The organism is Wenjunlia tyrosinilytica (assembly GCF_014646055.1).
Classification (GTDB): Bacteria; Actinomycetota; Actinomycetes; order Streptomycetales; family Streptomycetaceae; genus Wenjunlia; species Wenjunlia tyrosinilytica.
In genome coordinates this window covers 125,995-149,776 of sequence record NZ_BMMS01000016.1, presented here as the reverse complement: position 1 = coordinate 149,776, position 23,782 = coordinate 125,995, and the positions used below count along the sequence as shown (strand labels likewise).

The 23,782-nt window shown below is 71.3% G+C and carries 17 protein-coding genes and 1 pseudogene; 13 read left to right on the top strand and 5 right to left on the bottom strand.

What is annotated here, in order from left to right; all coding sequences use genetic code 11:
* Window positions 1–102 precede the first annotated feature (102 nt).
* Entirely contained in the window at window positions 103–894 is a 792-nt protein-coding gene (gene lexA / locus IEY86_RS19520; protein ID WP_189133035.1) for a transcriptional repressor LexA, read from the bottom strand.
* A gap of 704 nt (window positions 895–1,598) precedes the next feature.
* Between lexA and nrdR the strand changes: the two genes are divergently transcribed.
* Window positions 1,599–2,120: a transcriptional regulator NrdR gene (gene nrdR / locus IEY86_RS19515; protein ID WP_189133034.1), complete on the top strand. Its 522-nt coding sequence runs from the start codon at window positions 1,599–1,601 to the stop codon at window positions 2,118–2,120.
* A gap of 113 nt (window positions 2,121–2,233) precedes the next feature.
* On the top strand, window positions 2,234–5,128 hold the full coding sequence (locus IEY86_RS19510; protein ID WP_189133033.1) for a vitamin B12-dependent ribonucleotide reductase: 2,895 nt from the start codon (window positions 2,234–2,236) through the stop codon (window positions 5,126–5,128).
* Window positions 5,129–5,764: 636 nt separating this feature from the next.
* On the opposite strand, the gene IEY86_RS19505 is transcribed toward IEY86_RS19510, so the two are convergent.
* Both IEY86_RS19505 and IEY86_RS19500 read right to left on the bottom strand, forming a co-directional pair.
* Complete coding sequence (locus IEY86_RS19505; RefSeq protein ID WP_189133032.1) at window positions 5,765–6,295, bottom strand: TerD family protein; 531 nt, start codon at window positions 6,293–6,295, stop codon at window positions 5,765–5,767.
* Window positions 6,296–6,468: 173 nt separating this feature from the next.
* The gene (locus IEY86_RS19500) at window positions 6,469–7,371 is read right to left on the bottom strand and encodes a LysR family transcriptional regulator (protein WP_229698581.1); all 903 of its coding nucleotides are present in this window, start codon (window positions 7,369–7,371) and stop codon (window positions 6,469–6,471) included.
* Window positions 7,372–7,640: 269 nt separating this feature from the next.
* On the opposite strand from IEY86_RS19500, the gene IEY86_RS19495 reads away from it, so the two are divergent.
* The 7 genes and pseudogenes from IEY86_RS19495 to IEY86_RS19465 all read left to right on the top strand — a co-directional run bounded on the left by IEY86_RS19495 (window position 7,641) and on the right by IEY86_RS19465 (window position 14,681).
* Window positions 7,641–8,273, top strand: coding sequence for a histidine phosphatase family protein (locus IEY86_RS19495; protein ID WP_189133031.1), 633 nt, complete (start codon window positions 7,641–7,643; stop codon window positions 8,271–8,273).
* A gap of 103 nt (window positions 8,274–8,376) precedes the next feature.
* A complete protein-coding gene (locus IEY86_RS19490; RefSeq protein ID WP_189133095.1) occupies window positions 8,377–9,276 on the top strand; it encodes an ADP-ribosylglycohydrolase family protein in 900 nt (299 codons plus the stop codon).
* Window positions 9,277–9,561: 285 nt separating this feature from the next.
* Window positions 9,562–9,840: pseudogene (locus IEY86_RS19485) on the top strand (aldehyde dehydrogenase family protein); the annotation flags it as partial.
* 89 nt (window positions 9,841–9,929) lie between these two features.
* Window positions 9,930–11,558, top strand: coding sequence for an APC family permease (locus IEY86_RS19480; protein WP_189133029.1), 1,629 nt, complete (start codon window positions 9,930–9,932; stop codon window positions 11,556–11,558).
* A 60-nt stretch (window positions 11,559–11,618) separates the two neighbouring features.
* Window positions 11,619–13,181, top strand: a complete 1,563-nt coding sequence (locus IEY86_RS19475; RefSeq protein WP_189133028.1) for a GMC family oxidoreductase — start codon at window positions 11,619–11,621, stop codon at window positions 13,179–13,181.
* A gap of 93 nt (window positions 13,182–13,274) precedes the next feature.
* The gene (gene rnhB / locus IEY86_RS19470; RefSeq protein ID WP_189133027.1) at window positions 13,275–13,961 is read left to right on the top strand and encodes a ribonuclease HII; all 687 of its coding nucleotides are present in this window, start codon (window positions 13,275–13,277) and stop codon (window positions 13,959–13,961) included.
* 213 nt (window positions 13,962–14,174) lie between these two features.
* Window positions 14,175–14,681, top strand: a complete 507-nt coding sequence (locus tag IEY86_RS19465) for a hypothetical protein (protein ID WP_308425153.1) — start codon at window positions 14,175–14,177, stop codon at window positions 14,679–14,681.
* Between the two features lie 13 nt (window positions 14,682–14,694).
* On the opposite strand, the gene IEY86_RS19460 is transcribed toward IEY86_RS19465, so the two are convergent.
* Window positions 14,695–15,285 carry a hypothetical protein gene (locus IEY86_RS19460; protein WP_189133025.1) on the bottom strand — a complete coding sequence of 197 codons (591 nt, stop codon included), beginning with the start codon at window positions 15,283–15,285 and terminating at the stop codon, window positions 14,695–14,697.
* Between the two features lie 559 nt (window positions 15,286–15,844).
* Here IEY86_RS19460 and IEY86_RS19455 point away from each other — a divergent pair.
* Complete coding sequence (locus IEY86_RS19455) at window positions 15,845–18,004, top strand: RecQ family ATP-dependent DNA helicase (RefSeq protein WP_189133024.1); 2,160 nt, start codon at window positions 15,845–15,847, stop codon at window positions 18,002–18,004.
* Between the two features lie 300 nt (window positions 18,005–18,304).
* Window positions 18,305–19,483: a DUF4192 domain-containing protein gene (locus tag IEY86_RS19450; protein ID WP_189133023.1), complete on the top strand. Its 1,179-nt coding sequence runs from the start codon at window positions 18,305–18,307 to the stop codon at window positions 19,481–19,483.
* A 13-nt stretch (window positions 19,484–19,496) separates the two neighbouring features.
* Here IEY86_RS19450 and IEY86_RS19445 read toward each other — a convergent pair whose 3' ends face one another.
* Window positions 19,497–20,807: an alpha/beta fold hydrolase gene (locus IEY86_RS19445; protein WP_189133022.1), complete on the bottom strand. Its 1,311-nt coding sequence runs from the start codon at window positions 20,805–20,807 to the stop codon at window positions 19,497–19,499.
* Window positions 20,808–20,992: 185 nt separating this feature from the next.
* Here IEY86_RS19445 and IEY86_RS19440 point away from each other — a divergent pair, with 185 nt between their 5' ends.
* Window positions 20,993–21,736: an NUDIX hydrolase gene (locus IEY86_RS19440; RefSeq protein ID WP_189133021.1), complete on the top strand. Its 744-nt coding sequence runs from the start codon at window positions 20,993–20,995 to the stop codon at window positions 21,734–21,736.
* 140 nt (window positions 21,737–21,876) lie between these two features.
* Window positions 21,877–23,772 carry an ATP-binding cassette domain-containing protein gene (locus tag IEY86_RS19435; protein ID WP_189133020.1) on the top strand — a complete coding sequence of 632 codons (1,896 nt, stop codon included), beginning with the start codon at window positions 21,877–21,879 and terminating at the stop codon, window positions 23,770–23,772.
* Window positions 23,773–23,782: the final 10 nt, after the last annotated feature.

Genomic DNA, 23,782 nt, shown 5'->3' with positions numbered 1-23,782 from the left:
ACGGCGGGCCCCAGCCGCTTTCGCGGCTGGGGCCCGCCGTCGGCGTGCGACTCCGATGCCGTCGTAAGGGGGTGCCGTCACGGGGCCATCGGAGGATCGGCGTCAGATGCGCCGCAGAACCGCCACGACCTTGCCGAGGATCGTCGCCTCGTCACCCGGGATGGGCTGGTACGACGCATTGTGCGGCATCAGCCAGATGTGCCCGTTCTCCCTCTTGAACCGCTTCACGGTGGCCTCGCCGTCGAGCATGGCGGCCACGATGTCACCGTTCTCCGCGACCGGCTGGCGCCGCACGGTGACCCAGTCCCCGTCGCAGATCGCGGCCTCCACCATGGAGTCGCCGACCACCTTGAGCACGAACAGGTCGCCGTCACCGACGAGCTGGCGGGGCAGCGGGAAGACGTCCTCGACGGACTCCTCGGCCAGGATCGGACCACCGGCGGCGATCCGGCCGACGAGCGGCACATAGGAGGCCGCGGGCTTGCCCGTCGTGTCGGGGGCCTGGGTGTGCGGCGCGTCGGCGCCCCGGACCTCGTAGGCACGGGGCCGGTGCGGATCCCGGCGCAGGAAGCCCTTGCGCTCCAGCGCCATCAGCTGGTGCGCCACGGACGAGGTGCTGGACAGCCCGACCGCCTGGCCGATCTCCCGCATGCTCGGCGGGTAGCCCCGGCGCTGCACGGAGTCGCGGATGACCTCGATGACCCGGCGCTGCCGGTCCGTGAGCCCCGAACTGTCCGCGCGGATGCCTGGTGGACGCCCCGGCATCGAGCGTGCGGGCTTCATCGAATCGTCGTGCCCCTGGGCGACCTGTTCGTGCGTGCGGTCGTGGGCATCGTGCGCACGGTCGTGGGAATGGTCCTGGACGGTCATGGTGGCGATGTCCGCGGTGGTCATTGCGGCCCCTCTCGAGAAGTTCTCCCGCTCAGACAACGGTAGTTGGTTTCGAAAGGTTGCGCCAAACACACGTTCGAGTGAATTTCCAAAAAGATACTGACTCGATCAAGGTATCGGGTGTATTGATCGAAACGATGTTCGAATATCTCGCGTGGTCCGAGCGTCAGAGCGAGAGGCCCGGTGGCCACCGTATCGGGTGTGCGGCGGCTCGGCGCGCGGTCTCGGAATGTCGTCCGGCGTGCCGTCCTCGGGGCGCCCGGCACGACACCCGGCACGACACCGAGCACGACACCCGGCACGACACTCGACGCGACACCCAGCGTGACATCGCGGCCCCCGCCCGCGAGGGCGCGACACGGTTCGCTAGGCTCTTGCGGGCTCTCGGGCAGACCCTCGGCACGCCGCGGCGCACCCGCGACACGCGCTTGCCGAATATCTCCCCCTCCACCAGATCTAGTGGTTACATAGGCGGCGACAGCCCACAAGTTGTGGTCCCGGAGGGTGTGAGCCCTCCACGATCGCCTATGCTTGGGGGTACCCCGCGAGGGCCGGACACGGCTCCCAGGGGCTGCGCAGCCGTGCCCTCTCCGTGTGCCCGCATGCACACGGAGTGAGGGCTGCCGCGCCCACGTGAAGAAACGCTCACGGACCATCGTGATGCCGATGCCGTACATCCGGCCGTCGGCGGGGAGGAGGGAGAGGTCGTGCACTGCCCCTTCTGCCGGCACTCCGACAGCCGCGTCGTCGACAGCCGCACCACCGACGACGGCACATCGATCCGCAGACGCCGCCAGTGCCCCGACTGCGGCCGCCGCTTCACCACGGTGGAGACGGCCTCGCTGATGGTGATCAAGCGCAGCGGCGTCACCGAACCGTTCAGCCGCGACAAGGTCATCGCCGGAGTGCGCAAGGCCTGCCAGGGCAGACCGGTCACGGAGGACGCCCTCGCCCAGCTCGGCCAGCGGGTCGAGGAGGCGGTGCGGGCCACGGGGAGCGCCGAGCTGTCCACCCACGACGTGGGACTGGCGATACTCGGCCCGCTCCAGGAGCTCGACCTCGTCGCCTACTTGCGCTTCGCGTCCGTCTACAGAGCCTTCGACACGCTCGAGGACTTCGAGGCCGCCATCGCGGAACTGCGTGACGCGCGGCCCACCGGTCAGACGAAGGACCCCGGCGGGGCCGAAGAGGACGCGTCCGTCCTCGCACCCGCCCAAGCCGCGGAGTAGGCCTCCGCGCGCGACAGACGACTTGCCGGGCGGTGGCCCAGTCCCGGCGAAAGACACCGTGCTTCCGGGAAGAACCGTGGCACATCAGGGCGTTTTGCCCAGAGGGAGGCGGCATGACAGAGACGGCGAGCGGTCCGGCACGCGGTTCCAAGGCGCGTGGTTCGAAGACCGCTGGAGCATCCCCCAAGGGGGGCCTGCGGGCGGAGCGGATCCACACGACCCCCGGCGTCCACCCGTACGACGAGGTGGTCTGGGAGCGTCGTGACGTCGTCATGACCAACTGGCGCGACGGCTCGGTCAACTTCGAGCAGCGCGGCGTCGAGTTCCCCGACTTCTGGTCGGTCAACGCGGCCAACATCGTCACGAGCAAGTACTTCCGGGGCGCCGTCGGCAGCCCGCAGCGCGAGAGCAGCCTGCGCCAGCTCATCGACCGCGTGGTCAAGACCTACCGCGCCGCCGGCGAGTCCAACGGCTACTTCGCCTCCCCGGCCGACGCCGAGATCTTCGAGCACGAGCTGGCCCACGCCCTGCTGCACCAGGTCTTCAGCTTCAACTCGCCGGTGTGGTTCAACGTCGGAACCCAGCAGCCGCAGCAGGTCAGCGCCTGCTTCATCCTCTCGGTCGACGACTCCATGGAGTCGATCCTCGACTGGTACAAGGAAGAGGGGATGATCTTCAAGGGCGGCTCGGGAGCGGGCCTGAACCTCTCCCGCATCCGCTCCTCCAAGGAACTGCTCTCCTCCGGCGGCAACGCCTCCGGCCCGGTGTCCTTCATGCGCGGCGCCGACGCCTCCGCCGGGACGATCAAGTCGGGCGGCGCCACCCGCCGCGCGGCCAAGATGGTCGTGCTCGACGTCGACCACCCCGACATCGAGGACTTCATCCAGACCAAGGTCAAGGAGGAGGAGAAGATCCGCGCCCTGCGCGACGCGGGCTTCGACATGGACCTGGGCGGCTCGGACATCACGTCCGTGCAGTACCAGAACGCCAACAACTCCGTCCGGGTGAACGACACGTTCATGAAGGCCGTGGAGAACGGCACCGAGTTCGGCCTCACCGCCCGGATGACCGGTGACGTGATCGAGAAGGTCGACGCCAAGGAGCTCTTCCGCAAGATGGCGGAGGCCGCCTGGGCGTGCGCCGACCCGGGCATCCAGTACGACGACACCATCAACCACTGGCACACCTGCCCGGAGAGCGGCCGCATCACCGCCTCCAACCCGTGCAGCGAGTACATGCACCTGGACAACTCCTCGTGCAACCTGGCCTCGCTGAACCTCATGAAGTTCCTGCGCGACGACGAAGAGGGCAACCAGAGCTTCGACGCCGAGCGCTTCGCCAAGGTCGTCGAGCTGGTCATCACGGCGATGGACATCTCCATCTGCTTCGCCGACTTCCCCACGGAGAAGATCGGCGAGACCACCCGCGCCTTCCGCCAGCTGGGCATCGGCTACGCCAACCTCGGCGCCCTGCTGATGGCCACGGGGCACGCCTACGACTCCGAGGGCGGCCGTGCGCTCGCCGGCGCCATCACCTCCCTGATGACCGGCACCGCCTACAAGCGCTCCGCCGAACTCGCCGGTGTCGTCGGCCCGTACGAGGGCTACGCCCGCAACGCCGAGCCGCACAGGCGCGTCATGCGCCAGCACTCCGACGCCAATGGCACGGCCCGGCGCATGGACGACCTCGACACCCCGGTGTGGGCGGCGGCCACCGAGGCATGGCAGGACGTCATCCGCCTCGGCGGGAAGAACGGCTTCCGCAACGCCCAGGCGTCGGTGCTCGCCCCCACCGGCACCATCGGCCTGATGATGGACTGCGACACCACCGGCGTCGAGCCCGACCTGGCGCTGGTCAAGTTCAAAAAGCTCGTCGGCGGCGGCTCGATGCAGATCGTGAACAACACGGTCCCGCGCGCCCTCAAGCGCCTCGGCTACCAGAACGAGCAGGTCGAGGCGATCGTCGCCCACATCGCCGAGCACGGCAATGTGCTCGACGCCCCCGGGCTGCGTCCCGAGCACTACGAGGTCTTCGACTGCGCGATGGGCGAGCGGTCCATCTCGGCGATGGGCCACGTGCGGATGATGGCGGCCGTCCAGCCGTGGATCTCCGGCGCGATCAGCAAGACCGTCAACATGCCGGAGAACGCCACCGTCGACGAGGTCGAGGAGATCTACTTCGAGGCGTGGAAGCTCGGGGTGAAGGCGCTCGCGATCTACCGCGACAACTGCAAGGTCGGCCAGCCGCTGTCCGCCAAGAAGAAGGAGGAGGCCAGGACCGAGGTGTCCGAGGCCGCCCCGGCGGCGGTGGAGAAGAAGGTCGTCGAGTACCGCCCGGTCCGCAAGCGGCTGCCCAAGGGGCGCCCCGGCATCACCACGTCGTTCACCGTCGGCGGCGCCGAGGGCTACATGACGGCCAACTCCTACCCGGACGACGGCCTCGGTGAGGTCTTCCTCAAGATGTCCAAGCAGGGCTCGACCCTCGCGGGCATGATGGACGCCTTCTCCATCGCCGTCTCCGTCGGCCTGCAGTACGGCGTGCCGCTGGAGACCTACATCTCGAAGTTCACCAATATGCGCTTCGAGCCCGCCGGCCTCACGGACGACCCGGACGTGCGGATGGCGCAGTCGATCGTCGACTACATCTTCCGCCGCCTGGCGCTGGACTTCCTGCCGTTCGAGACCCGTTCGGCGCTGGGCATCCACTCCGCCGAGGAGCGCCAGCGCCACCTGGAGACCGGCTCCTACGAGACGGGCGACGAAGACGTCGACGTCGAGGGCCTGGCCCAGTCGGCCCCGGTGCAGTCCGAGCCCCCGAAGGCGGTCGCCCCCGCGGCCCCGGCCACCTCGGCGGCCCCGAAGCAGGCGCACAACTCCACGGAACTGGTCGAGATCCAGCTCGGCCTGAACGCGGACGCCCCGCTGTGCTTCTCCTGCGGCACCAAGATGCGCCGTGCCGGCAGCTGCTACCTCTGCGAAGGCTGCGGCTCAACCAGCGGCTGCAGCTGACGCCGGGCGCGACCACTCCGGACGAGGTGTCCGGCGTGGTCCGCGGACGCGGCTGACACTCGGCTGAGCGAGGAGGGGATCGACCACTGGCCGATCCCCTCCTCGCTTGTCCCTCCGTTCCTGGCCGCGGCGGCTGCTGGGGCGGCCGGGGCCACGGGGGTTACACGGGCTGACCTATGGGGCGGATGATCACATTGTCCACGTCGACGCCGGTCGGTTGCCGCCCCGATGCCGCTGCCGCCGCCGGGATCAGGGTGACAGGAGAATCCGTCATCGCGTACCCCGTGAATCGTGTGATGAAGTCGGCGGCCCTGTTCCGCCGGGACCACCGCCCTTGCCATGGCGGGGATCTCATCACTTGGAGCGCACTCGATGTCAATGGGCGGCTTGTGCGTCAGCCGTACGTGCCGGCCAGCGGTCTCGCCCGTCAGGAGTCCGGGGCCTGTCAGGAGTCCATGCCCGTCAGGAGTCCATGCCCGTCAGGAGTCGGAGGCCCGTCAAGGAGTCCAGACCCGTCAGGAGTCCATGCCCGTCAGGAGTCGGAGGCCCGTCAAGGAGTCCAGACCCGTCAGGATGCCGAGGCCCGCCAGGAGTCCTTGCCGGTCCGGAGTCCGTGCCCATCAGGAGCCTTGAAGGTCAGGAGTACCGCCCGCCCATCACCTGGGCGAAAGCGACCGGATCGGCGTCGAAGCCGCGAAACGCCTTGCGCATGGCCCATTCCCCGGAATCGTCGCGAACGAATTCCGCGACGGTCGCCGCCGTGGCTCCGGCGACCGCGGCGAAGTCGTCCTTCGCCAACTCCACATAACCCTCGACAATCCTGAATCCGCTGTTCGCCACCTCGCCGAAGGTCTTGCGTACTTCCCGCTGCTGTATGACGACACCGACGACCACACGGGCGTACTCGGAAGCTAACCGGTCGAGCTCCAGGGTCATGACCTCGTCGTAGCCGAGGCCCTGACCCGTCCTGCTGTCCCGGTTCAGATTGATGGTGCCGTCCGGCGAGCGGCTGTCGAAGTGGACGAGATACCTGGGCTCGCCGTACGGATCGGCCGCCGAGTAGGTCGCGGCGACGATGTCGAGATCGTTGGCCGGTGCGCCAAGGGGACTGGGGTCCCACCTGACCATCACCTGGACCTTCTCGAGCCCCTTGCTGAGACTGCTCACCAGACTTCCCCTCCTTGGACATCGAGCCCCCGGTGGAACGGGCCCCAATGGCCTCAACGGGCCTCAACCCAAGATCATGTACGTGACTACCAGGAGCTCCACATGGGTTACCCATGGTGCCATGCCGGGCATGCCCCGCAGGTGAAGTGCCGTGTGCGCCCGTCTCTTCGGCATCAGGTACCCGGCCGCCCCGGGGCGCGTTCGCGCATTGCGGCGGCCGCTTCCACGAGGAACGGCACAAACCCCTCGACGGACGCCGACGCCGCAACGCCCGGAGCGGTGGCCGTGTAGACGGCCCGAATCGGCGCGTCGTCCGGATGGAGGGCGGCGAGGACGATGTCGGGGCGCACGGCGCTCGAGGCCAGTGACGGCACAAGCGTGATCGCCAGACCCGCGGCGACGAAGCCCTGCTTGGCGGTCCACTCGCGGGCCACGTAGTCGATGCGTGGCCGGAAGCCCTTGCGCAGGCAGGCGCTCAGCAAGGTCTCCTCGGCGGTGTCGCCGTCGGCGATCCAGGTCTCCTCGGCGAGTTCACCCAGCCCGAGCACCCCTCGATGGGCCAGCGGATGCCTCTGGGGGGGCGCCACCAGGATCGGGTCGTCCAGCAGATGGCGCAGAGCGAGGGGCGGAAGCTCGGCCACCCGGTCGGGGTGGGCGGTGATCACCGCGAGGTCGATCTCCCCCGTGCGGAGGAGCCCGACGAGTTCATGCGTCGGCCCCTCGGTGACGCCGACCGACACAGCGGGGTGGGCGGTGCGGAACGCCGCCGTGGCCCGGGGGACGAGTTCGGTCTCGGCGGTGGGGAAGGCGCCCATGCGCAGACGCCCGGCGGCCAGGCCGCGCAGTGCCGCGATGTCACGGCGGGCGGCGTCGAGCCGCTCCAGCGCCGCCTCCGCGTGGACGAGCGCTGCCCTGCCCTCCTCGGTGAGCCGCACCCCGCGCGGGAGCCGGTCGAACAGGCGGGTACCGAGTTCGTCCTCCAGCGCCGAGACCTGCCGGGAGACCGCGGACTGCGTGAAGCCGAGCGCCTGCCCTCCCGCGGTGAACGAGCCGCGACGGGCCACCTCACGGAGCACTTCCAGCCATCCGGTGTCCAGCCGGGCCTCCCGAACGCGAAGCCGAGGAGATATGCGCGGCCCGCATGCCAACCATGCCAGACATTCGTATGCCGCGTACCTGCGGTGGGCCTGGCACGGAGCCGCCGCCGACCGCGCCGACCGACGGCGCCGACCGACCTGGGGACGCGCGATGGCGAAGTGGCGGCCGCGCTGTGACGAGGGCGACAGGGGGCCCGGCCCCCGGACCTCGTCCGAGGGCCGGGCCTGGACCTCGTTAAGGTGAAAGCATGGCGCGGCCTCAACGCATTGTGCTGGTGCGGCACGGGGAGTCCCAGGGCAATGTCGACGAGACGATCTACGAGCGGGTGCCCGACCACGCTCTGGGGCTGACCGAGCGGGGACTGGAGCAGTCCCATGAGCTCGGAGGGCAGCTGAGAGGGCTCTTCGGGCGGGAGCGGGTGCAGGTCTTCCTCTCCCCCTACCGCCGTACCCGGCAGACGTTCGAGGCCCTGGGACTCGACCCCCGGTTGTGCAAGGTGCAGGAGGAGCCCCGGCTGCGCGAGCAGGACTGGGGCAATCTGCAGAACGTCGAGGACATCCGGGCGCAGCGCAAGGCACGGGACGCGTACGGGCACTTCTACTACCGGTTCACCCAGGGGGAGTCGGGGGCGGACGTGTACGACCGGGTGGGAGCGTTTTTCGAGACGCTCCACCGGGACTTCGCCGAGTGGGACTTCCCCCCGAACGCGCTCCTGGTGACCCACGGCCTGATGATGCGGCTGTTCTGCATGCGCTGGTTCCACTGGACGGTCGAGGAGTTCGAGGCGCTGCGCAACCCGGCGAACGGCGAGATGCGGGCCCTGCTGCTCGGGCCCAACGGGCGGTACCGGCTCGATCGCCCGTTCGAGGGCTCGCGATGACCCCGGAATCGGTGCCACCCTCGCCCTGACCTGGGACTGAAGGGGGTGAGGTTGAGCACAGGACGATTGACCGCGATGAGCGGTGATGTCAGAGTTCGTCGCGATGACCGCCGACGACCACCGACTCCGTCATGCCCGCGCCTCGCTGCGGGGCCTCGCCGTAGGGGATGCCCTCGGCTCCCAGTTCTTCGTACCCGCGAACCGGCAGGCGCTGCTCGAGCGCACCCTTCCACCCGGTCGGTGGCGGTGGACGGACGACGCGCAGATGGCCGCGTCGGTGGCGGCGGAGTTGGTCGGGCACGGCAGGATCGACCAGGACTCGCTGGCCGCCTCGTTCGCGCGGCGCCATGACTTCGACCGCGGATACGGCCCGGCGGTGAACCGCATGCTGCGGCTCGTGCGCGAGGGCGGCGACTGGCGCGAGCTCGCGGCCGAGCTCTTCAACGGGCAGGGGTCCTGGGGCAATGGGGCGCCCATGCGGGTCGCTCCGCTGGGGGCCTGGTTCGCGGGTGAGGCGGAGAGCGCGGCCGAGCAGGCGGAGCTGTCGGCGACGGTCACCCACACCCACCGCGAGGCGGTCGCGGGCACGATAGCCGTCGCCGTCGCGGCCTCGCTGGTCGCGGCCTCCACCGGGCCGCTGGACCCGTCGGCGCTTTTCGGGGACGTCCTGGAGTTCGTCCCGCGCAGCGCCGTGCACATGGGCATACGGCGGGCCAGGGACATGCTGGACTACGGCGACGTGGGCACGGTCGCCGCCGTCCTCGGCTGCGGCAGGCGCACCAGCGCGCAGGACACCGTCCCCTTCGCCCTGTGGGCCGCCGCCCGCAACCTGGGGGACTTCACGGAGGCCTTCTGGACCACCGCCCGCGCGGGCGGCGACGTGGACACCACCTGCGCGATCGTCGGCGGCATAGTGGCCGTGGGCCCCGGCGGCCGTCCCCCGGCGCAGTGGGACGAACACACCGAACCCCTCCCGGAGTGGGCTTTCTCCCCGGACGAGTGACCGCCACGCGGCCCGCCGCCGTCACCCTTTCCACGGCGCCGCGGACGTCGGAAGGCCGAGCCGTGCGACGGGAACGGCGCCGCCGGTGTGCCGAGGAGACCCCGCGGGGCCCAGCTCTGGCCCCGCACGGGGGACGGGCTCCACCGCTGCGCGAATGCGCGTCCTCTGCCCGCCGCCCCCCAAGCGTTCTCCGGCGCCCCTCCCCGCGCCCGCCGCACTCTGAATTCGCGGGCGCGGCCCAGCAGTGGTGTGCTGGATCAACGGGCATCTCCCGCGCCTGCGCGCGCCGGGAGCGGCGCGCGCGTCCCAGCGCGCCCCGACCCGCACATCCGCTCCAGCCGCTCGACACCGACGGAGGACGCGATGGACATGGCCTCGTTCACCGGGGGCCTGGTCACCGGCCGCGCCGTCATGGCGGCCTGTGCCTCCATGGTGAACAGGATCGCCGTGGAACTCGGCGGCAAGAACCCCGACACCGTCTTCGCCGCCGCCGACTCCGGGACCGCCGCCGACCACGCCCTCCTGGCGGTCTTCCTCCATTCGGGCCAGGTCCGCTCCGCGGGTCCGGCTGAGTACCGCGAGCCCGAACACATCTGGCGCACCGTGAACCCGAAGCCTCAAGGCTGGTTCGACCCGGCCGGAGGTGGCATCGCGTGACCTCTGGCAGCGCCCCCGAGAAGAGCGGGACGCCCCGGGCCCCGGGCGCGGACGACGCCGAGCTGAACGAGTTCGGCTACAAACAGGAGCTCAAGCGCTCGCTCGGGAACTTCCACACCTTCGCCGCCGGGATCAGCTACATCTCCATCCTCACCGGCACCTTCCAGCTGTTCTACTTCGGCTACGGACACGGCGGCCCCTCCTACTGGTGGTCCTGGCCGATGGTCTTCTGCGGGCAGCTGATGGTCGCCCTGTGCTTCTGCGAGCTGGCCGCCCGCTACCCGGTCGCGGGCTCGATCTACAACTGGTCCAAGCGCCTGAGCAATCCCCACATCGCCTGGCTCGCCGGCTGGATCATGCTGGTCGCCACGATCGTGACCCTGGCCGCCGTGGTGCTCGCCTACCAGATCACGCTGCCGAGGATCTCCAGCGTCTTTCAGGTGGTCGGCAGCGGCCAGGGCAAGAACGACTTCGCGGCCAACGCCGTTCTCCTCGGCGCCGTACTCATCGCCTTCTCCACCCTCGTGAACGCCTTCGGCGTCAAGCTCATGGCGCGCATCAACAGCGCGGGTGTCCTCGTCGAACTGATCGCGGCCTGCGTCCTCATCGGGCTGCTCGCCGCGCACGTCACCCGGGGCCCCGGTGTGCTCACCGACACCAATGGGACAGGTGAGGGCTGGTACATGGGCTACTTCGGGGCCTTCCTGGTCGCTTCCCTCGCCTCCGCTTATGTCCTGTACGGCTTTGACACCGCGTCCTCCCTCGGCGAGGAGTCGAAGGACCCGGGCCGCAACGCCCCGCGCGCCATCCTCCGGGCGCTGTGCGCCTCGTTCGTGATCGGCGGGCTTATCCTGCTGTTCGCGATCCTGTCGGTGGAGGACACCAAGGCCAAGCAGCTCAGCACCGAGGGCCTGCAGTACGTGGTGATCAGCGTGCTCGGGGACACCCTCGGCAAGGCGCTGCTGTGGTGCGTGGTGATCGCGGTGACCGTGTGCGTGCTCGCCGTGCACACGGCCGGCGTCCGGATGGCGTTCGCGATGGCCCGCGACAACAACCTGCCGGGCAGCTCGGTGATGGCGCGGGTCAGCCCGAGGTTCGGCACTCCGTTGCTTCCCGCCGTGCTCATCGGTGTCCTCGCGGTCGGCATCCTGGTGATCAACATCAACCAGCCGCAGATCTTCTCCATCGTCACCTCCCTCGCCATCGTGATGATCTACATGGCGTATCTGCTGGTCACCGGGCCCATGCTGGTCGCCCGCATCCGGGGCCGGTGGTCGTCGGCCGACGCGCTGCCGGGGAGGTTCTCCCTGGGCCGATTCGGGTTCGCGGTGAACCTCCTGGCCGTGCTGTGGGGCTTCGGTATGACGGTGAACCTCGCCTGGCCCCGCCGGGAGGTCTACAACGCCACGGAGCCGCACCACTGGTACCTGCAGTGGGGCGCGATCCTGTTCATCGGCATCGTCGGCGTGGGCGGGTTCGCGTACTACTGGTTCGTCCAGCGCCACCGCACCGGTGTCCTCGCCGAGCACGCGGCGCCCGTGGCCGGGCCCGAGCCCAGCGGCCGGCACCGCCGAGGCCCGGGTACGGCCCCCGGTAACGCGGCCCCCGACTCCAGCAGCGACTGAGCCCGACCCGAGCACCTGAGCCCCGGCCCCGGCCCCGGCCCCGACGGAAGGGGAGAGCACGTGGAAGAGTTCGACTACGTAGTGGTCGGCGGGGGCACCGCGGGGGCGGTGGTGGCGGCGCGGCTCACCGAGGACCCGGCGGTGACGGTGTGCCTGCTGGAGGCCGGGCCGGTGGACGTGGCACTGGAGGAGGTGCTGCACCTCGACCAGTGGATGGGCCTGCTGGAGTCCGGCTTCGACTGGGACTACCCCGTCGAGCCGCAGGAGAACGGCAACTCCTTCCTGCGGCACGCCCGGGCCCGCGTCCTCGGCGGCTGTTCCTCGCACAACTCGTGCATCGCTTTCTGGGCGCCCGCCGAGGACCTCGACGAGTGGGCGGCCATGGGATGCGCCGGCTGGAGCCGGCTGAGCACCTTCCCGCTGTTCGAGCGGCTGGAGGACAACGACGCCCCCGGCGACCACCACGGCCGCTCGGGGCCGGTGCGGATCCGCACCATCCAGCCCCGGGACCCCTGCGGGATGCGGCTGCTCGAGGCGTGCGAGAGCATCGGCATCCCCAGGGTCCCCTTCAACGGCGGGGCGACCGTCGTCCGCGGCGCCAACTGGTTCCAGATCAACGCCGACGAGAACAACATCCGCTCGTCCTCCTCGGTCGCCTACCTGCACCCCGTCATGGCCACCCGGCGAAACCTGCGCGTGCTCACCGACGTGCGCGCCAAGCGGCTACTGATCGACGGGGAGCGGCGCTGCACCGGCGTGGAGTACCTCGCCCCCGACGGCATCCACAGCCACAAGGCGGGCGCTCGCCGCGAGGTCGTCGTCTCCTGCGGAGCCCTCGACAGCCCGAAGCTGCTCATGCTCTCCGGGATCGGACCGGCGGAGCATCTGCGGGAGGTCGGGGTCGAGGTCGTCCTCGACGCCCCGGGAGTGGGGGAGAACCTCCAGGACCATCCCGAGGGGCTGGTCATGTGGGACGCCAAGCAGCCCATGGTCACCCGCTCCACGCAATGGTGGGAGATCGGGATCTTCGCCGCGACGCGGGACGGTCTCGACCGGGCCGACCTGATGTTCCACTACGGCTCGGTGCCCTTCGACATGAACACGCTGCGGCACGGCTACCCGACCACCGAGAACGGCTTCTGCCTCACCCCGAACGTCACCCGCGCCCGCTCCAGAGGGACTGTCCGGCTGCGGACCAGGGACTTCCGGGACAAGCCGAAGGTGGACCCCCGCTATTTCACCGATGAGTACGACGTGCGGGTGATGACCTACGGGCTGCGGCTCGCGCGGGAGATCGCCGGGCAGCCGGAGATGGAGGAGTGGGCGGGCGCGGAGCTGGCACCGGGGCGGGACGTCCGCACCGACGATGAGCTCGCCGCCTACATCCGCAGGACGCACAACACCGTCTACCACCCGTCCTCGACGGTGGCGATGGGCGCGGACGACGACGCCTCGGCCCCCCTCGACTCGCGGCTGCGGGTCAAGGGCATCCGCGGACTGCGGGTCGCCGACGCCTCCGTGATGCCCTTCCTCGTAGCGGTCAACCCGTGCATCACGACGATGATGATCGGGGAGAAGTGCTCGGACATGATCAAGGAGGACGCCTGCTCCTCCCCCGCTTAGCCGCCCGCCTCCTGGCTGCCGCCTCCCGGCCGCCGCCTCGAGCGGGTCGGGGGCGGGGCGGATCCGTTCATCCGCCCCGCGTAGGGTGGTGCCATGCCCTGTGAACCCCCCACCCACAGCGTCGAACGGTCCCTTCGCCGGGCCGGGGCAATGGTCGTGGCGGGGGTCGACGAGGTCGGCCGGGGCGCGTGGGCCGGGCCTGTCACGGTCTGCGCGGCGGTCACGGGACTGCGCAGGGCGCCCGAGGGGCTGACCGACTCCAAACTCCTCCCGCCCAGGCGCCGACTGGAACTCCACGTCGAGCTGCGGAGCTGGGTGCGCTCCCACGCCCTGGGCCACGCCTGGCCCGAGGAGATCGACCGGCTGGGGATGACGGCGGCGCTGCGACTTGCCGCCGAGCGTGCGCTGGAGGCGCTGCCCGTCCGGCCGGACGCGGTGATCCTCGACGGCAAGCACGACTACCTGGGCATGCCCTGGAACGTCCGCACGGTCATCAAGGGCGACCAGTCCTGTGTCGCGGTGGCCGCCGCGTCCGTGCTCGCGAAGGTCGAGCGAGACGCGCTGATGGCCCAACTCTCACCGGAGCACCCCCGGTTCGCCTTCGAGGACAACGCCGGCTACCCCTCGCCCGTGCACCGCGGCGCCCTCACCGAACTCGGGCCCACCCCGTACCACCGGGTGTCGTGGGTGTTCATGGACTCCCTTCCGCAGTGGCGCCATCTGAAGAAGATCCGAACTCTCGTTCAGGAAGAGGCGGGACAGCTCGAACTGGGGTTCTGACCATTTTTGACGGTTGGGATGGCGCTTAAGGGAGGGGCGCCGCTGCGCCGCCGCGCGCCATTTGATAGACATCCGCTTATGCCTCTCATGCCTGAGGAGCCGCAGATTCGCGAGAGTGTCCCGGGGCCTCGCACCGGATCGGCCAACGGCCGTACCGCGCAGGCCCCTCGCCCCGTTCCGGCCCCTGGTCCCCGTCCCGCCGCGCCTCGTCCGGTGCCCGCGCGCACCGCGAGCCGCGCCACCCATCCCGGCCCCGGCCGTCCGGGCGCCTCGCGCTCCGCCGCGCCCGCGCAGCCCCGGGCCCCCCGTGAGACCGCGAGGATCGAACTGATCCCCGCCTCCACGCAGACCGCGCTCGACGCCGCCGACGAGGTGGTGGACAGGCTCCTGGACGCCGGACGCACGCCCGGCGACATCCTGGTCCTGGCCACGGGCGACCCCCATCCGTGGGAGAGCCACGAGCTGTCCTTCGGCGAGGAGTCGTACTGGCGCCAGCACGACGAGGGCGGCGATGTGTTCTACGCCCGGGCGGGCGCCGAGCGTGCCTCCCGGCGTGCCGTCGTCGTGCTCGCGGTCAACGGCGGCACCGACGAAGCGGCCGCACAGGCCCTGCCCTCGGCGCTCGAGCGCGCGGCCGCCGAACTCATCGTCGTCGGCGACCCGGAGCGTCTGCGCGCCCTGGTGCAGCCGCGGCGAACGCCCGGCGGCGAACGTCACTGATCGCCGCTGAACGTCAGCGGGCCGCGGTGCGGCGCAGTGCCTCGGGGGCTCCGGCCACCGGGCGCAGCGCCGCGCCGTCGGCCGCCTCCCGCGCCCACGAACCCGAGTGGGGGCTGCGCCCTCGGCGGCCGTCGCCGAGCACATGCCACCCGTCCGCGGTCAGCGTGATGTAGGAGCCGCAGCGCAGCCCGTGCAGGGTGCAGGCGTCACGCAGTCCCCACATCCACGCTCCGTCCGAGCCCGTCCACTCCGGATCGCCGTCCCGGCAGAGCAGGAGCACTCCGGTGCGCACCGGCGCTCGCAGGCGCAGATCGTGGGGGACTATTCGGCGCAGGTGCCACAGCAGCGCGTTGCGGTGCTCCCAGCCGTCGGTGTTGTCCTTGCGCTGGGTGAAGGAGGCACTGGCGGCGAGGCGGTGCTCCCGGTCGAGGACGGCGACCACCGCGGTGGACGCGGACGGCAGATGCCTGCTGTGCAACTCCTTGACCAGCGCCCGTGGATCGCGCAGCAGGGGCGCGCCGACGACGGTCCAGTCCTCCGGCTCGAGGGAGCGGCCCATTGGGCCCGTGGCATCGTTCTGGGCGGGGGCGAAACCAATGGTCAACGGACCTCCCTTCCTGCGCGCGGCCCGACGTGGTCGGGCGCACGGCGATGCCGCGGGCTCGAGGAGCCAGAAAGCGGGTACAGACCAATTCTTCCTGCCCCGACCGCCGGCGGCAATGACCAATTGGATGACCCGTCTGGTATCGGCCGGTGCGTCGGTTGGATCACCCTCCCGGCCGCGGGCACGTCTCTGCCTCCCTGCCTACCTCTATGCCCTCGAATCCCTCTCGATCACCCCCGCTCCCCCTCTGTTCCCTGCCGGCCTCGTCCCCGGAACTCCTCCGAACCTCCCCCGAACTCCACCGGACTGCACCGAACCCTCAGCCCTGTGCGGCCGGCACGAGCGGCAGGACCCCGGTCCGCGAGCACCCGCGCGACCGCGTCGGCGACTTCGTCCCGAACCGGTCCGTCCGCCGCGTCCGGCGCGAACCTCGGGCGCAGCCGCCCTCGGGCAGCTCGGCCGCCGGCATGGTGCGCAGGCGCAGGTGGACCGGTCACGAGCTGTTTGTCACGCTGGGTGAAGTGGCCGATTGTCCTTGCCATCGGGTTGCATGGGGGACATGGACGATCTGGAGCTCCGCACTGAAGCCGATGCCATCCTCGCCGAGCTCGTCGGTGCCCCGGGGGGTTCGGCGCGGTTGCGGGAGGACCAGTGGCAGGCGGTGGCGGCTCTGGTCGAGGAGCGTCGGCGCGCCCTGGTGGTGCAGCGCACCGGCTGGGGCAAGTCGGCGGTGTACTTCGTTGCCACCGCCCTGCTGCGCCGACGTGGATCGGGCCCCACAGTGATCGTCTCGCCGCTGCTGGCCCTGATGCGCAACCAGGTCGAGTCTGCGGCGCGGGCCGGGATCCGGGCGCGCACCATCAACTCGGCCAACCCGGAGGAGTGGGACACCATCTACGAGGAGGTCGAGCGGGGCGGGACCGACGTTCTCCTCGTAAGTCCGGAACGACTCAACTCTGTGGATTTTCGCGATCAGGTGCTGCCCAAGCTTGCGGCCACGACCGGTCTGTTGGTGGTCGACGAGGCGCACTGCATTTCCGACTGGGGCCATGACTTCCGCCCGGACTACCGGCGGTTGCGCACGATGCTGGCCGAGTTGCCGACGGGTGTGCCGGTGCTGGCCACGACGGCGACGGCGAACGCGAGGGTGACCGCGGATGTGGCCGAGCAGTTGGGGACGGGGGGCGAGGGTGCCCTGGTTCTGCGGGGGCCGCTGGACCGGGAGAGCCTGCGGTTGGGGGTGCTGGAGTTGCCGGATGCGGCGCATCGGCTGGCGTGGCTGAGCGAGCGTTTGGGGGATCTGCCGGGTTCGGGGATCATCTACACGCTGACGGTGGCGGCGGCCGAGGAGGTCGCGGCGTTCCTGCGGCGGCGCGGGTATCCGGTGGCCTCTTATACGGGGAGGACGGAGAACGCCGATCGGTTGCAGGCGGAGGAGGATCTGCTGGCGAACCGGGTGAAGGCGCTGGTGGCGACCTCGGCGCTGGGGATGGGTTTCGACAAGCCGGACCTGGGGTTCGTGGTGCACCTGGGGTCGCCTTCGTCCCCGATCGCCTACTACCAGCAGGTGGGGCGTGCGGGGCGCGGGGTGGACCATGCGGATGTGCTGCTGCTGCCGGGGCGGGAGGACGAGGCGATCTGGGCGTACTTCGCTTCGGTGGGTTTCCCGCCCGAGGAGCAGGTGCGGCGGACGCTGGCGGTTCTGGAGCAGGCGGGTCGTCCGTTGTCGCTGCCGGCCCTGGAGCCGTTGGTGGATCTTCGGCGTTCGCGGCTGGAGACGATGCTGAAGGTCCTGGACGTGGACGGGGCGGTCGAGCGCGTGAAGGGGGGCTGGACCGCCACGGGGCAGCCGTGGGCGTACGACGCTCAGCGGTATGCGTGGGTGGCCCGGCAGCGGGAGGCGGAGCAGCAGGCCATGCGGGACTACGTGGCGACCACGGGATGCCGGATGGAGTATTTGCAGAGGCAGCTCGATGACGAGAAGGCGGCCCCGTGCGGTCGCTGCGACTCCTGCGCCGGGCCCTGGCTCGATCCCGCCGTCTCGCCCGGGGCCCTCGCGGCAGCCACCGGCGAGCTGGACCGTCCGGGAGTCGAGGTCGAGCCGCGCCGTATGTGGCCGTCGGGCATGCCCGCGGTCGGGGTCGACCTCAAGGGCCGTATCCCCGCGGGCCAGCAGGCGGCCACCGGGCGTGCGCTGGGAAGGCTGTCGGACATCGGCTGGGGCAACCGCCTGCGTCCTCTCCTGTCGGCGCAGGCCGCGGACGGACCGGTTCCGGACGACGTGCTGGCCGCCGTCGTGACGGTGGTGGCCGACTGGGCGCGCTCGCCGCGCGGCTGGGCCAGCGGTGACCCTGACGCGGTGGCGCGGCCGGTGGGGATCGTCGCCATGCCCTCCCGCACCCGTCCGCAACTGGTGGCCTCACTGGCCGGGGGCCTGGCCCGGGTCGGCAGGCTCCCGCTGCTGGGCAGCCTGGCCTACGCCGCGCGGGCGGGCGAGTATGCGGCGCACCGCAGCAACTCCGCCCAGCGGCTGCGTGCCCTGGCCGCCTCGTTCACCGTGCCCGACGAACTCGCCGCAGCCCTGGCCGACACCCCCGGCCCGGTCCTGCTCGTCGACGACTACACCGACTCCGGCTGGACCCTGGCCGTGGGCGCACGCGTCCTGCGCGGGACCGGCGCGGACCAGGTGCTCCCACTCGTCCTCGCCCTGGCCGGGTGAGCGAGCCTCGCCGACCCCAGCGGTCGAACGCGTGGGCCACCGGTCCGCATCCGACAGGCGCCCGGGGCGAGGAACGCGGTCGCCTTTTCAGGGTCCGCGGCTCAGGGTCCGCGGCTCAGCGTCTGCGGCGCGTTGACGGCCACGGTGCGGCGCACGAGGAGCCCCGGGGGAGGGGCCTTCCTGTGGACAAGTTCGGCCGTTTCACCCGTACGGTATTCGTCATTCTTGTGACTTTGCCGGGTTGTCCACAGATTCGTTCTCGGCGCTCCACGGCCCTCGGTCACGAGGGATCTTCGAGGCATGACACAGAACGACACCGCACCCGGTATCCCCTTCTCCCGCGTTCCCGAGGAGCCCGGCGTCACGCTGCGGACCCCCGGCGAGCTGGTCGACGCGCTGCCCTATCTCCTGGGCTTCCATCCGGACGACAGCATCGTGATGGTGGCACTGCACACCTCCCGCAGCCGGTTCGGCGCCCGGCTGCGCCTGGACATCCCCGCGGACCCCGCCGACTGGCCGGACACCGCGAGGGAGCTGGCCCGGCATCTGGTGCTCGGCAGCGAGCGCCGATCGGGCAGGCCGGACGGCGTGCTGGTCTTCCTCTGCCGGGACCCCGCCGAGGGGCAGGAGGGGCAGACGGTCATGGAGGCCCTGCGTCCCCTGGCCCAGGGGCTGCGCACCGCCTGCGGGGATCTGGACGTCCCGGTGTACGAGGCGGTCTGCATCGGCGGCGGCCGGTGGTGGTCCTATGTGTGCGCGAATCCCGAGTGCTGCCCCGCCACCGGCACACCCGTGGACCGGTCGGGCACCTCGGTCATGGCCGCGGCGGCGGCGTACGCGGGGATCCAGGTCCGCGGCAGCCTGAGCGAGATGACCGCCCGCTTCGCCCCACTCGAGGGCACCCGCGCCGAGGCTCAGGAGCGGGCACTGGACGAGGCGTCGGCGGATGTGGTGCCGCGCATCCTCGACCCCGGCACGGTCGCGCGGGTCCGCGAGGAGACCGCCGTCCTGCTCGAGGCCGCCCTCGACCGCTTCCGCCGCACCCCCTCCTCCCGGGTCCGCGCGCAGACACCGTGCGAACTCGACCGCGCCGACGACGCGATCCTCGGTGACGCGGAGGCGGCGACCATCATCGTGGGCCTTCAGGACAAGGTCGCCCGGGACCGGGCGGCCGAGTGGATGGAGCTCCCCGACGCGGAGCCCGCGCTGCGGCTGTGGCGCGCGCTCGCCAGGCGCTGCGTGGGGCCGTTCCACGAGCACGCCGCCGCCCCCATCACCCTGGCGGGGTGGGTCGCCTGGTCCAGCGGGGACGACGGCGAGGCGAGGATCGCCTTCCAGCGGGCCCTCGCCGTCGACCCGGACTACACCTTCGCCCAGCTCCTCCATGAGGCCTGCGGCGGCGGCCTGGACCCGGAGCCCCTGCGCCGCTGCCTGCGCGACGAGCGCCGGGCCCGCCCGGTCCCGGGCGGTGAGGCGTGAACCGCCGAAGCGGTCAGACCTGGCCGCGGACCAGGGCGATCAGCCGGTCGAGCACCTTGCCCCCGCCGACCCGCAGCCCGTCGTGCTCGTACTCGTTGGTCACCCAGGTCCGCATGCCCCGTACCGCCCGCGCCGTCTCCACGGAGTCGGCGGTGTCCACATACATGTCGTCGTGGTAGATCGCCGCCGCCACCGGGACCTCGTTCACGGCCAGCCGCCTCGGGTCGTACAGGTCGGGCCAGTCCTCACGCAGCGCGAGAAGCCGCGCGGTCTCGGCCAGGGGCGCCAGCGCCGGGTCGGTGGAGAACATCCAGGGGTAGATCATCTCGCCGGTGAAGAGCACGGGCGCGTCCGTCGCCAGCGCCGCCGAGGCGTCGCAGCGGGGGAAGTCAGCACGCACCGCCTCCGCCGCCCATCCCGTGCAGGCGGGGGAGACCGAGCGCTGTCCGTAGATGGACTCGTGCATCACCGCGTACAGCGGGCCCCCGGAGAAGGACAGGTGCGCCTGCGCGCCGGTCAGGAAGGTGTCGGACAGCTCAGGGCCCGCCACGCCCTCGACGAAGGCCTCCTCCACCAGGTAGTGCAGCGAGTGGGGGCCGGCGGCCGAGCCCAGCAGGGTGCCCAGGGCCTGGAACGCCTCCACGGTCAGCCGACCGCCCGCCGGAAGGCGCACCTCGTTCTCCGCCAGGTGACGGGCGATCCGGCGTACCACCGCCACATCCTGCGGATATCGCTCGTAGTAGGCGTCGTTCTTGCGCTCCACACGGGGATAGGCGGCGCGGTAGACGTCCTCGGCGCTCGAGCGCAGGCCCGCAAGGCCGCCGGTGATGAACGCCTCGTTCAGCCCCTCGGGCGCGAACGACAGGTAGGTGAGCGTGCAGAAGCCGCCGAAGCTCTGGCCGAGGACGCTCCACTTGTTCCCCTTGCCGAGGAGTTCGTTCCGGATCAGCTCGGCGTCGCGCACGATCGAGTCGGCCCGGAAGTGCGCCAGGTACTCGGCCTGTGCCTTGGCGTCGCCGCGCACCGGGAGGGTCTGGCGGTTGGCGGGAGCGGACCGCCCGGTCCCGCGCTGGTCGAGGAGGAGCACCCGGTAGTCGTCCAGCGCCCGGTTCAGCCAGGAGTCCCGGCCCATGGGGCGTCCCGCCTTGCCACCGGGACCGCCCTGGAGGAACAGCAGCCAAGGGAGGTCGTCCCGCTCGCGCCCCGCCGCCACCACCTCACGGGCGTACACCTCGATCCGCTCCCCGGCCGGATCGTCGTGGTCCAGCGGCACGCTGAACGTGTGGTCGGTGAGCACGGTGCCGGGCTGGCGGAAAACACTCATGGTCGTCCCTGGTCGATGGCCGGTGCGGCCGCACTGCCGCCCGGCCACCCTACGACCTGCCCGCGAGGGGGCCACGGGGCCGGGACGCCCATGGGATCCGGCGCTTTTCGGCCCCCTTCCGAGCTGGTGGCCGAGTCTGTCCGCGCCCCCCTTTTTATCGTCAGGCAGACGACTATGATCACGCCATGCCCTACGACCCGTCAGCCTTTCCGCCCTTCGCCGTCACCGTGGACCTGGTCGTGCTCACCGTTCGCGACCACGCGCTGTCCGCACTGGTGGTGCGCCGGGGAGAGCCGCCCTACCAGGGGCGCTGGGCGCTGCCCGGCGGCTTCGTCCGTGCCGACGAGGGACTCGCCGAGGCGGCGGCGCGCGAGTTGGCGGAGGAGACCGGGCTGCGGGCCCAGCAGCCGAGCGGGCCGGGCGCGGGGCTGGGTGCCCATTTGGAGCAACTGGCCACCTACGGTGACCCGCAGCGCGATCCGCGTATGCGGGTGGTCAGCGTCGCCCATCTCGTGCTCGCTCCCGACCTGCCCGCCCCCCGCGCCGGCGGCGACGCCCGCAGCGTCCGCTGGGCACACGTCGGGGAACTGCTCGGGCGCACGGCGGACAGCGCCACCTCGCTGGCGTTCGACCACGCCCGGATCCTCGCCGACGGTGTCGAGCGGGCCCGCTCCAAGATCGAGTACTCCTCCCTCGCCACCGCCTTCTGCCCTCCCGAGTTCACGGTCGGAGAGCTGCGCCGGGTCTACGAGGCGGTGTGGGGCGTCGCCCTGGACCCGCGCAACTTCCATCGCAAGGTCACCGGCACGCCCGGCTTCCTGGTTCCGACCGGTGGCACGACGACCCGTCAGGGCGGCAGGCCCGCCCAGCTCTTCCGAGCCGGTGGCGCCACCGTGCTCAACCCGCCGATGCTGCGCCCCGAGGTCTGAACCGGCGCCGGGCGGGGACGGCCCGGCGCGACCCAGGACACGCGTGGAGGCATCCGCCGCACACTGTCTGATAATTCCTCAATGTCAGGATATCGTGCTCGCGAGCGCAGCTGTGTCCTCTCGTCCCCAGGAGGAGCACGATGATCCAGGCGATCGGTCTGACCAGCGTCCACCGCCGTACGGGCGGGACAGCCGTCGACGACCTGACCTTCGAGGCGCGCTCCGGCAGTGTCACCGGCCTCCTGGGGGCGGCCGGTTCGGGGAAGTCCGCCGCGCTGAGGCTCATGCTCGAACTCGAGCCCGGACTCGGCCTCACCCTCTTCGACGGCCGGCCCATGCACCGGCTCAAGCAGCCCGCCCGAGAGGTCGGGGTCCTCCTCGGCGACCTGCACGGCCACCCCGGCCGGACCGCGAGAAGCCATCTGCGGATGCTCGCGGCCGCCGCAGGGGTGCCCGCGGCCCGCGCGGACGAGGTGCTGGAGCTCGTCGGGCTCACCGCGGTGGCCCGTCGGCGGCTGGACACTTTCTCCCTCGGAATGGAACGCCGCCTCGGGCTCGCCGCGGCGCTTCTCGGCGACCCCGATGCCCTCGTCCTCGACGAGCCCAGCGCCGGCCTCTCGCCGCGCGAGGCCGCCTGGGTGAAGTCCCTGCTGCGTACGTTCGCGCTCCAGGGCGGCACCGTCCTCGTGGCCGGGGACGACGCCATGGAGATGTCCGCACTCGCCGATCATGTCGTCTCCATCGACCGGGGACGGCTGGTGGCCGACCAGTCCGTACAGGAGTTCGCCCGCACTCGTCTGCGTCCCCGGGTCGTGGTCCGCAGTCCCCAGGCGCACGAGCTCGCACACCTGCTCGCCGAGCAGGGCGCCGAGGTGTCCAGGGAAGGCAGCGCGTGCGTGGCACTGCTCGGGGTGGGCCGCACCCAGGTCGGCGAGACCGCCCACCGCAACGGGATCCTGCTGCACGAACTCGCCGACCAGGTCATCGACGCGGGCCCGCCCATCACACAGGATCGGCGCCCCGCGTCCGGACAGGACCGGTACGTACAGGGCCCGCACCGGCAGGACCCGCACCGACAGGGGCCCCGCCAGGATGAGGCGTTGGGAAGGGAGGTTTTCGGACAGGAGAGGAGCGGGCAGGAGAAGAGCGGGCAGGAGAGGGACGGCCTGCGTCCCCAACCGCGCCCCCGTCCGAAACGGGGATCCGTCCTCTCGCCCGGGGGCGGACCCCCGCCCGAGGACAGACCCGCCCCCGCGCTGCCCGGGCCGAGTTGGCTGCTGCGATACGAGTGGCGCCGCCTCGCCGGTATCCGCTCCACCTGGCTGACCGTCGCCGCGGTGCTCGCCGCCGACCTGGTGATCACCCTGCTCCTCGGGCGCACCGCCTTCGCGGGCAGCCGCCACGAGAGCCTCAACCGCCTGCTCACGGCCTGGGCTCCCGGACTTCCGCTGCCTCCGGCGGCGATGGGCGCGGGTGTGCTGGGAGCCCTGGCCTTCGGACAGGAGTTCCGTTTCCCCGCGCTGGCACCCGCCCAGGTCGCGGTCAGGCGCAGGATGCGCCTGCTGCTCGCGAAGCTCACCATGTGCGCGGTCGGAGGCATTCTGCTCGCCGCCCTCGCGTTCGTCCTCAACTGGGCCGTGGTGAGCGGGGAGCTGGAAGCCGGAGGCGAGACGCTTCCCGAGGACGTCCTCCCGCTGTTCGTGTGGTGGGCGGTGCTCGTCATGGGCTCGGGCTGGGTGGGGCTGCTGACCGCGGGGGTTTTCCGCTCCTCGGTCGTGGGCACTCTGGGTGTGCTCGCCGTCCCGGTGCTCGTCGAGCCGCTCGTGGGTCGGCTGATGGGGCCCGGGTCATCCGAAGCGGCGCGGACCCCGGCCGGTCACATCGTGTCCGCGACCGCGGACGGCGGCTCGGACCCGCTCCAGCGCTTCGCCGACGCCGTGCAACCCGTGGCCGCGGGCCCCGGTGAATACGCCCTGATCATTTCTGTCGCGGGACTGCTCTGCGCCTATGCGCTCCTGACAGCCCGTCGACGCTGAGGGGATGATT

Excerpts from the sequence above, each read along its gene's own strand:
- lexA (WP_189133035.1), bottom strand. The coding sequence starts at position 894 with ATGACCACCGCGGACATCGCCACCATGACCGTCCAGGACCATTCCCAC.
- IEY86_RS19510 (WP_189133033.1), top strand. The coding sequence starts at position 2,234 with ATGACAGAGACGGCGAGCGGTCCGGCACGCGGTTCCAAGGCGCGTGGT.
- IEY86_RS19495 (WP_189133031.1), top strand. The coding sequence starts at position 7,641 with ATGGCGCGGCCTCAACGCATTGTGCTGGTGCGGCACGGGGAGTCCCAG.
- IEY86_RS19490 (WP_189133095.1), top strand. The coding sequence starts at position 8,377 with ATGACCGCCGACGACCACCGACTCCGTCATGCCCGCGCCTCGCTGCGG.
- rnhB (WP_189133027.1), top strand. The coding sequence starts at position 13,275 with ATGCCCTGTGAACCCCCCACCCACAGCGTCGAACGGTCCCTTCGCCGG.
- IEY86_RS19455 (WP_189133024.1), top strand. The coding sequence starts at position 15,845 with ATGGACGATCTGGAGCTCCGCACTGAAGCCGATGCCATCCTCGCCGAG.
- IEY86_RS19450 (WP_189133023.1), top strand. The coding sequence starts at position 18,305 with ATGACACAGAACGACACCGCACCCGGTATCCCCTTCTCCCGCGTTCCC.
- IEY86_RS19445 (WP_189133022.1), bottom strand. The coding sequence starts at position 20,807 with ATGAGTGTTTTCCGCCAGCCCGGCACCGTGCTCACCGACCACACGTTC.
- IEY86_RS19440 (WP_189133021.1), top strand. The coding sequence starts at position 20,993 with ATGCCCTACGACCCGTCAGCCTTTCCGCCCTTCGCCGTCACCGTGGAC.
- IEY86_RS19435 (WP_189133020.1), top strand. The coding sequence starts at position 21,877 with ATGATCCAGGCGATCGGTCTGACCAGCGTCCACCGCCGTACGGGCGGG.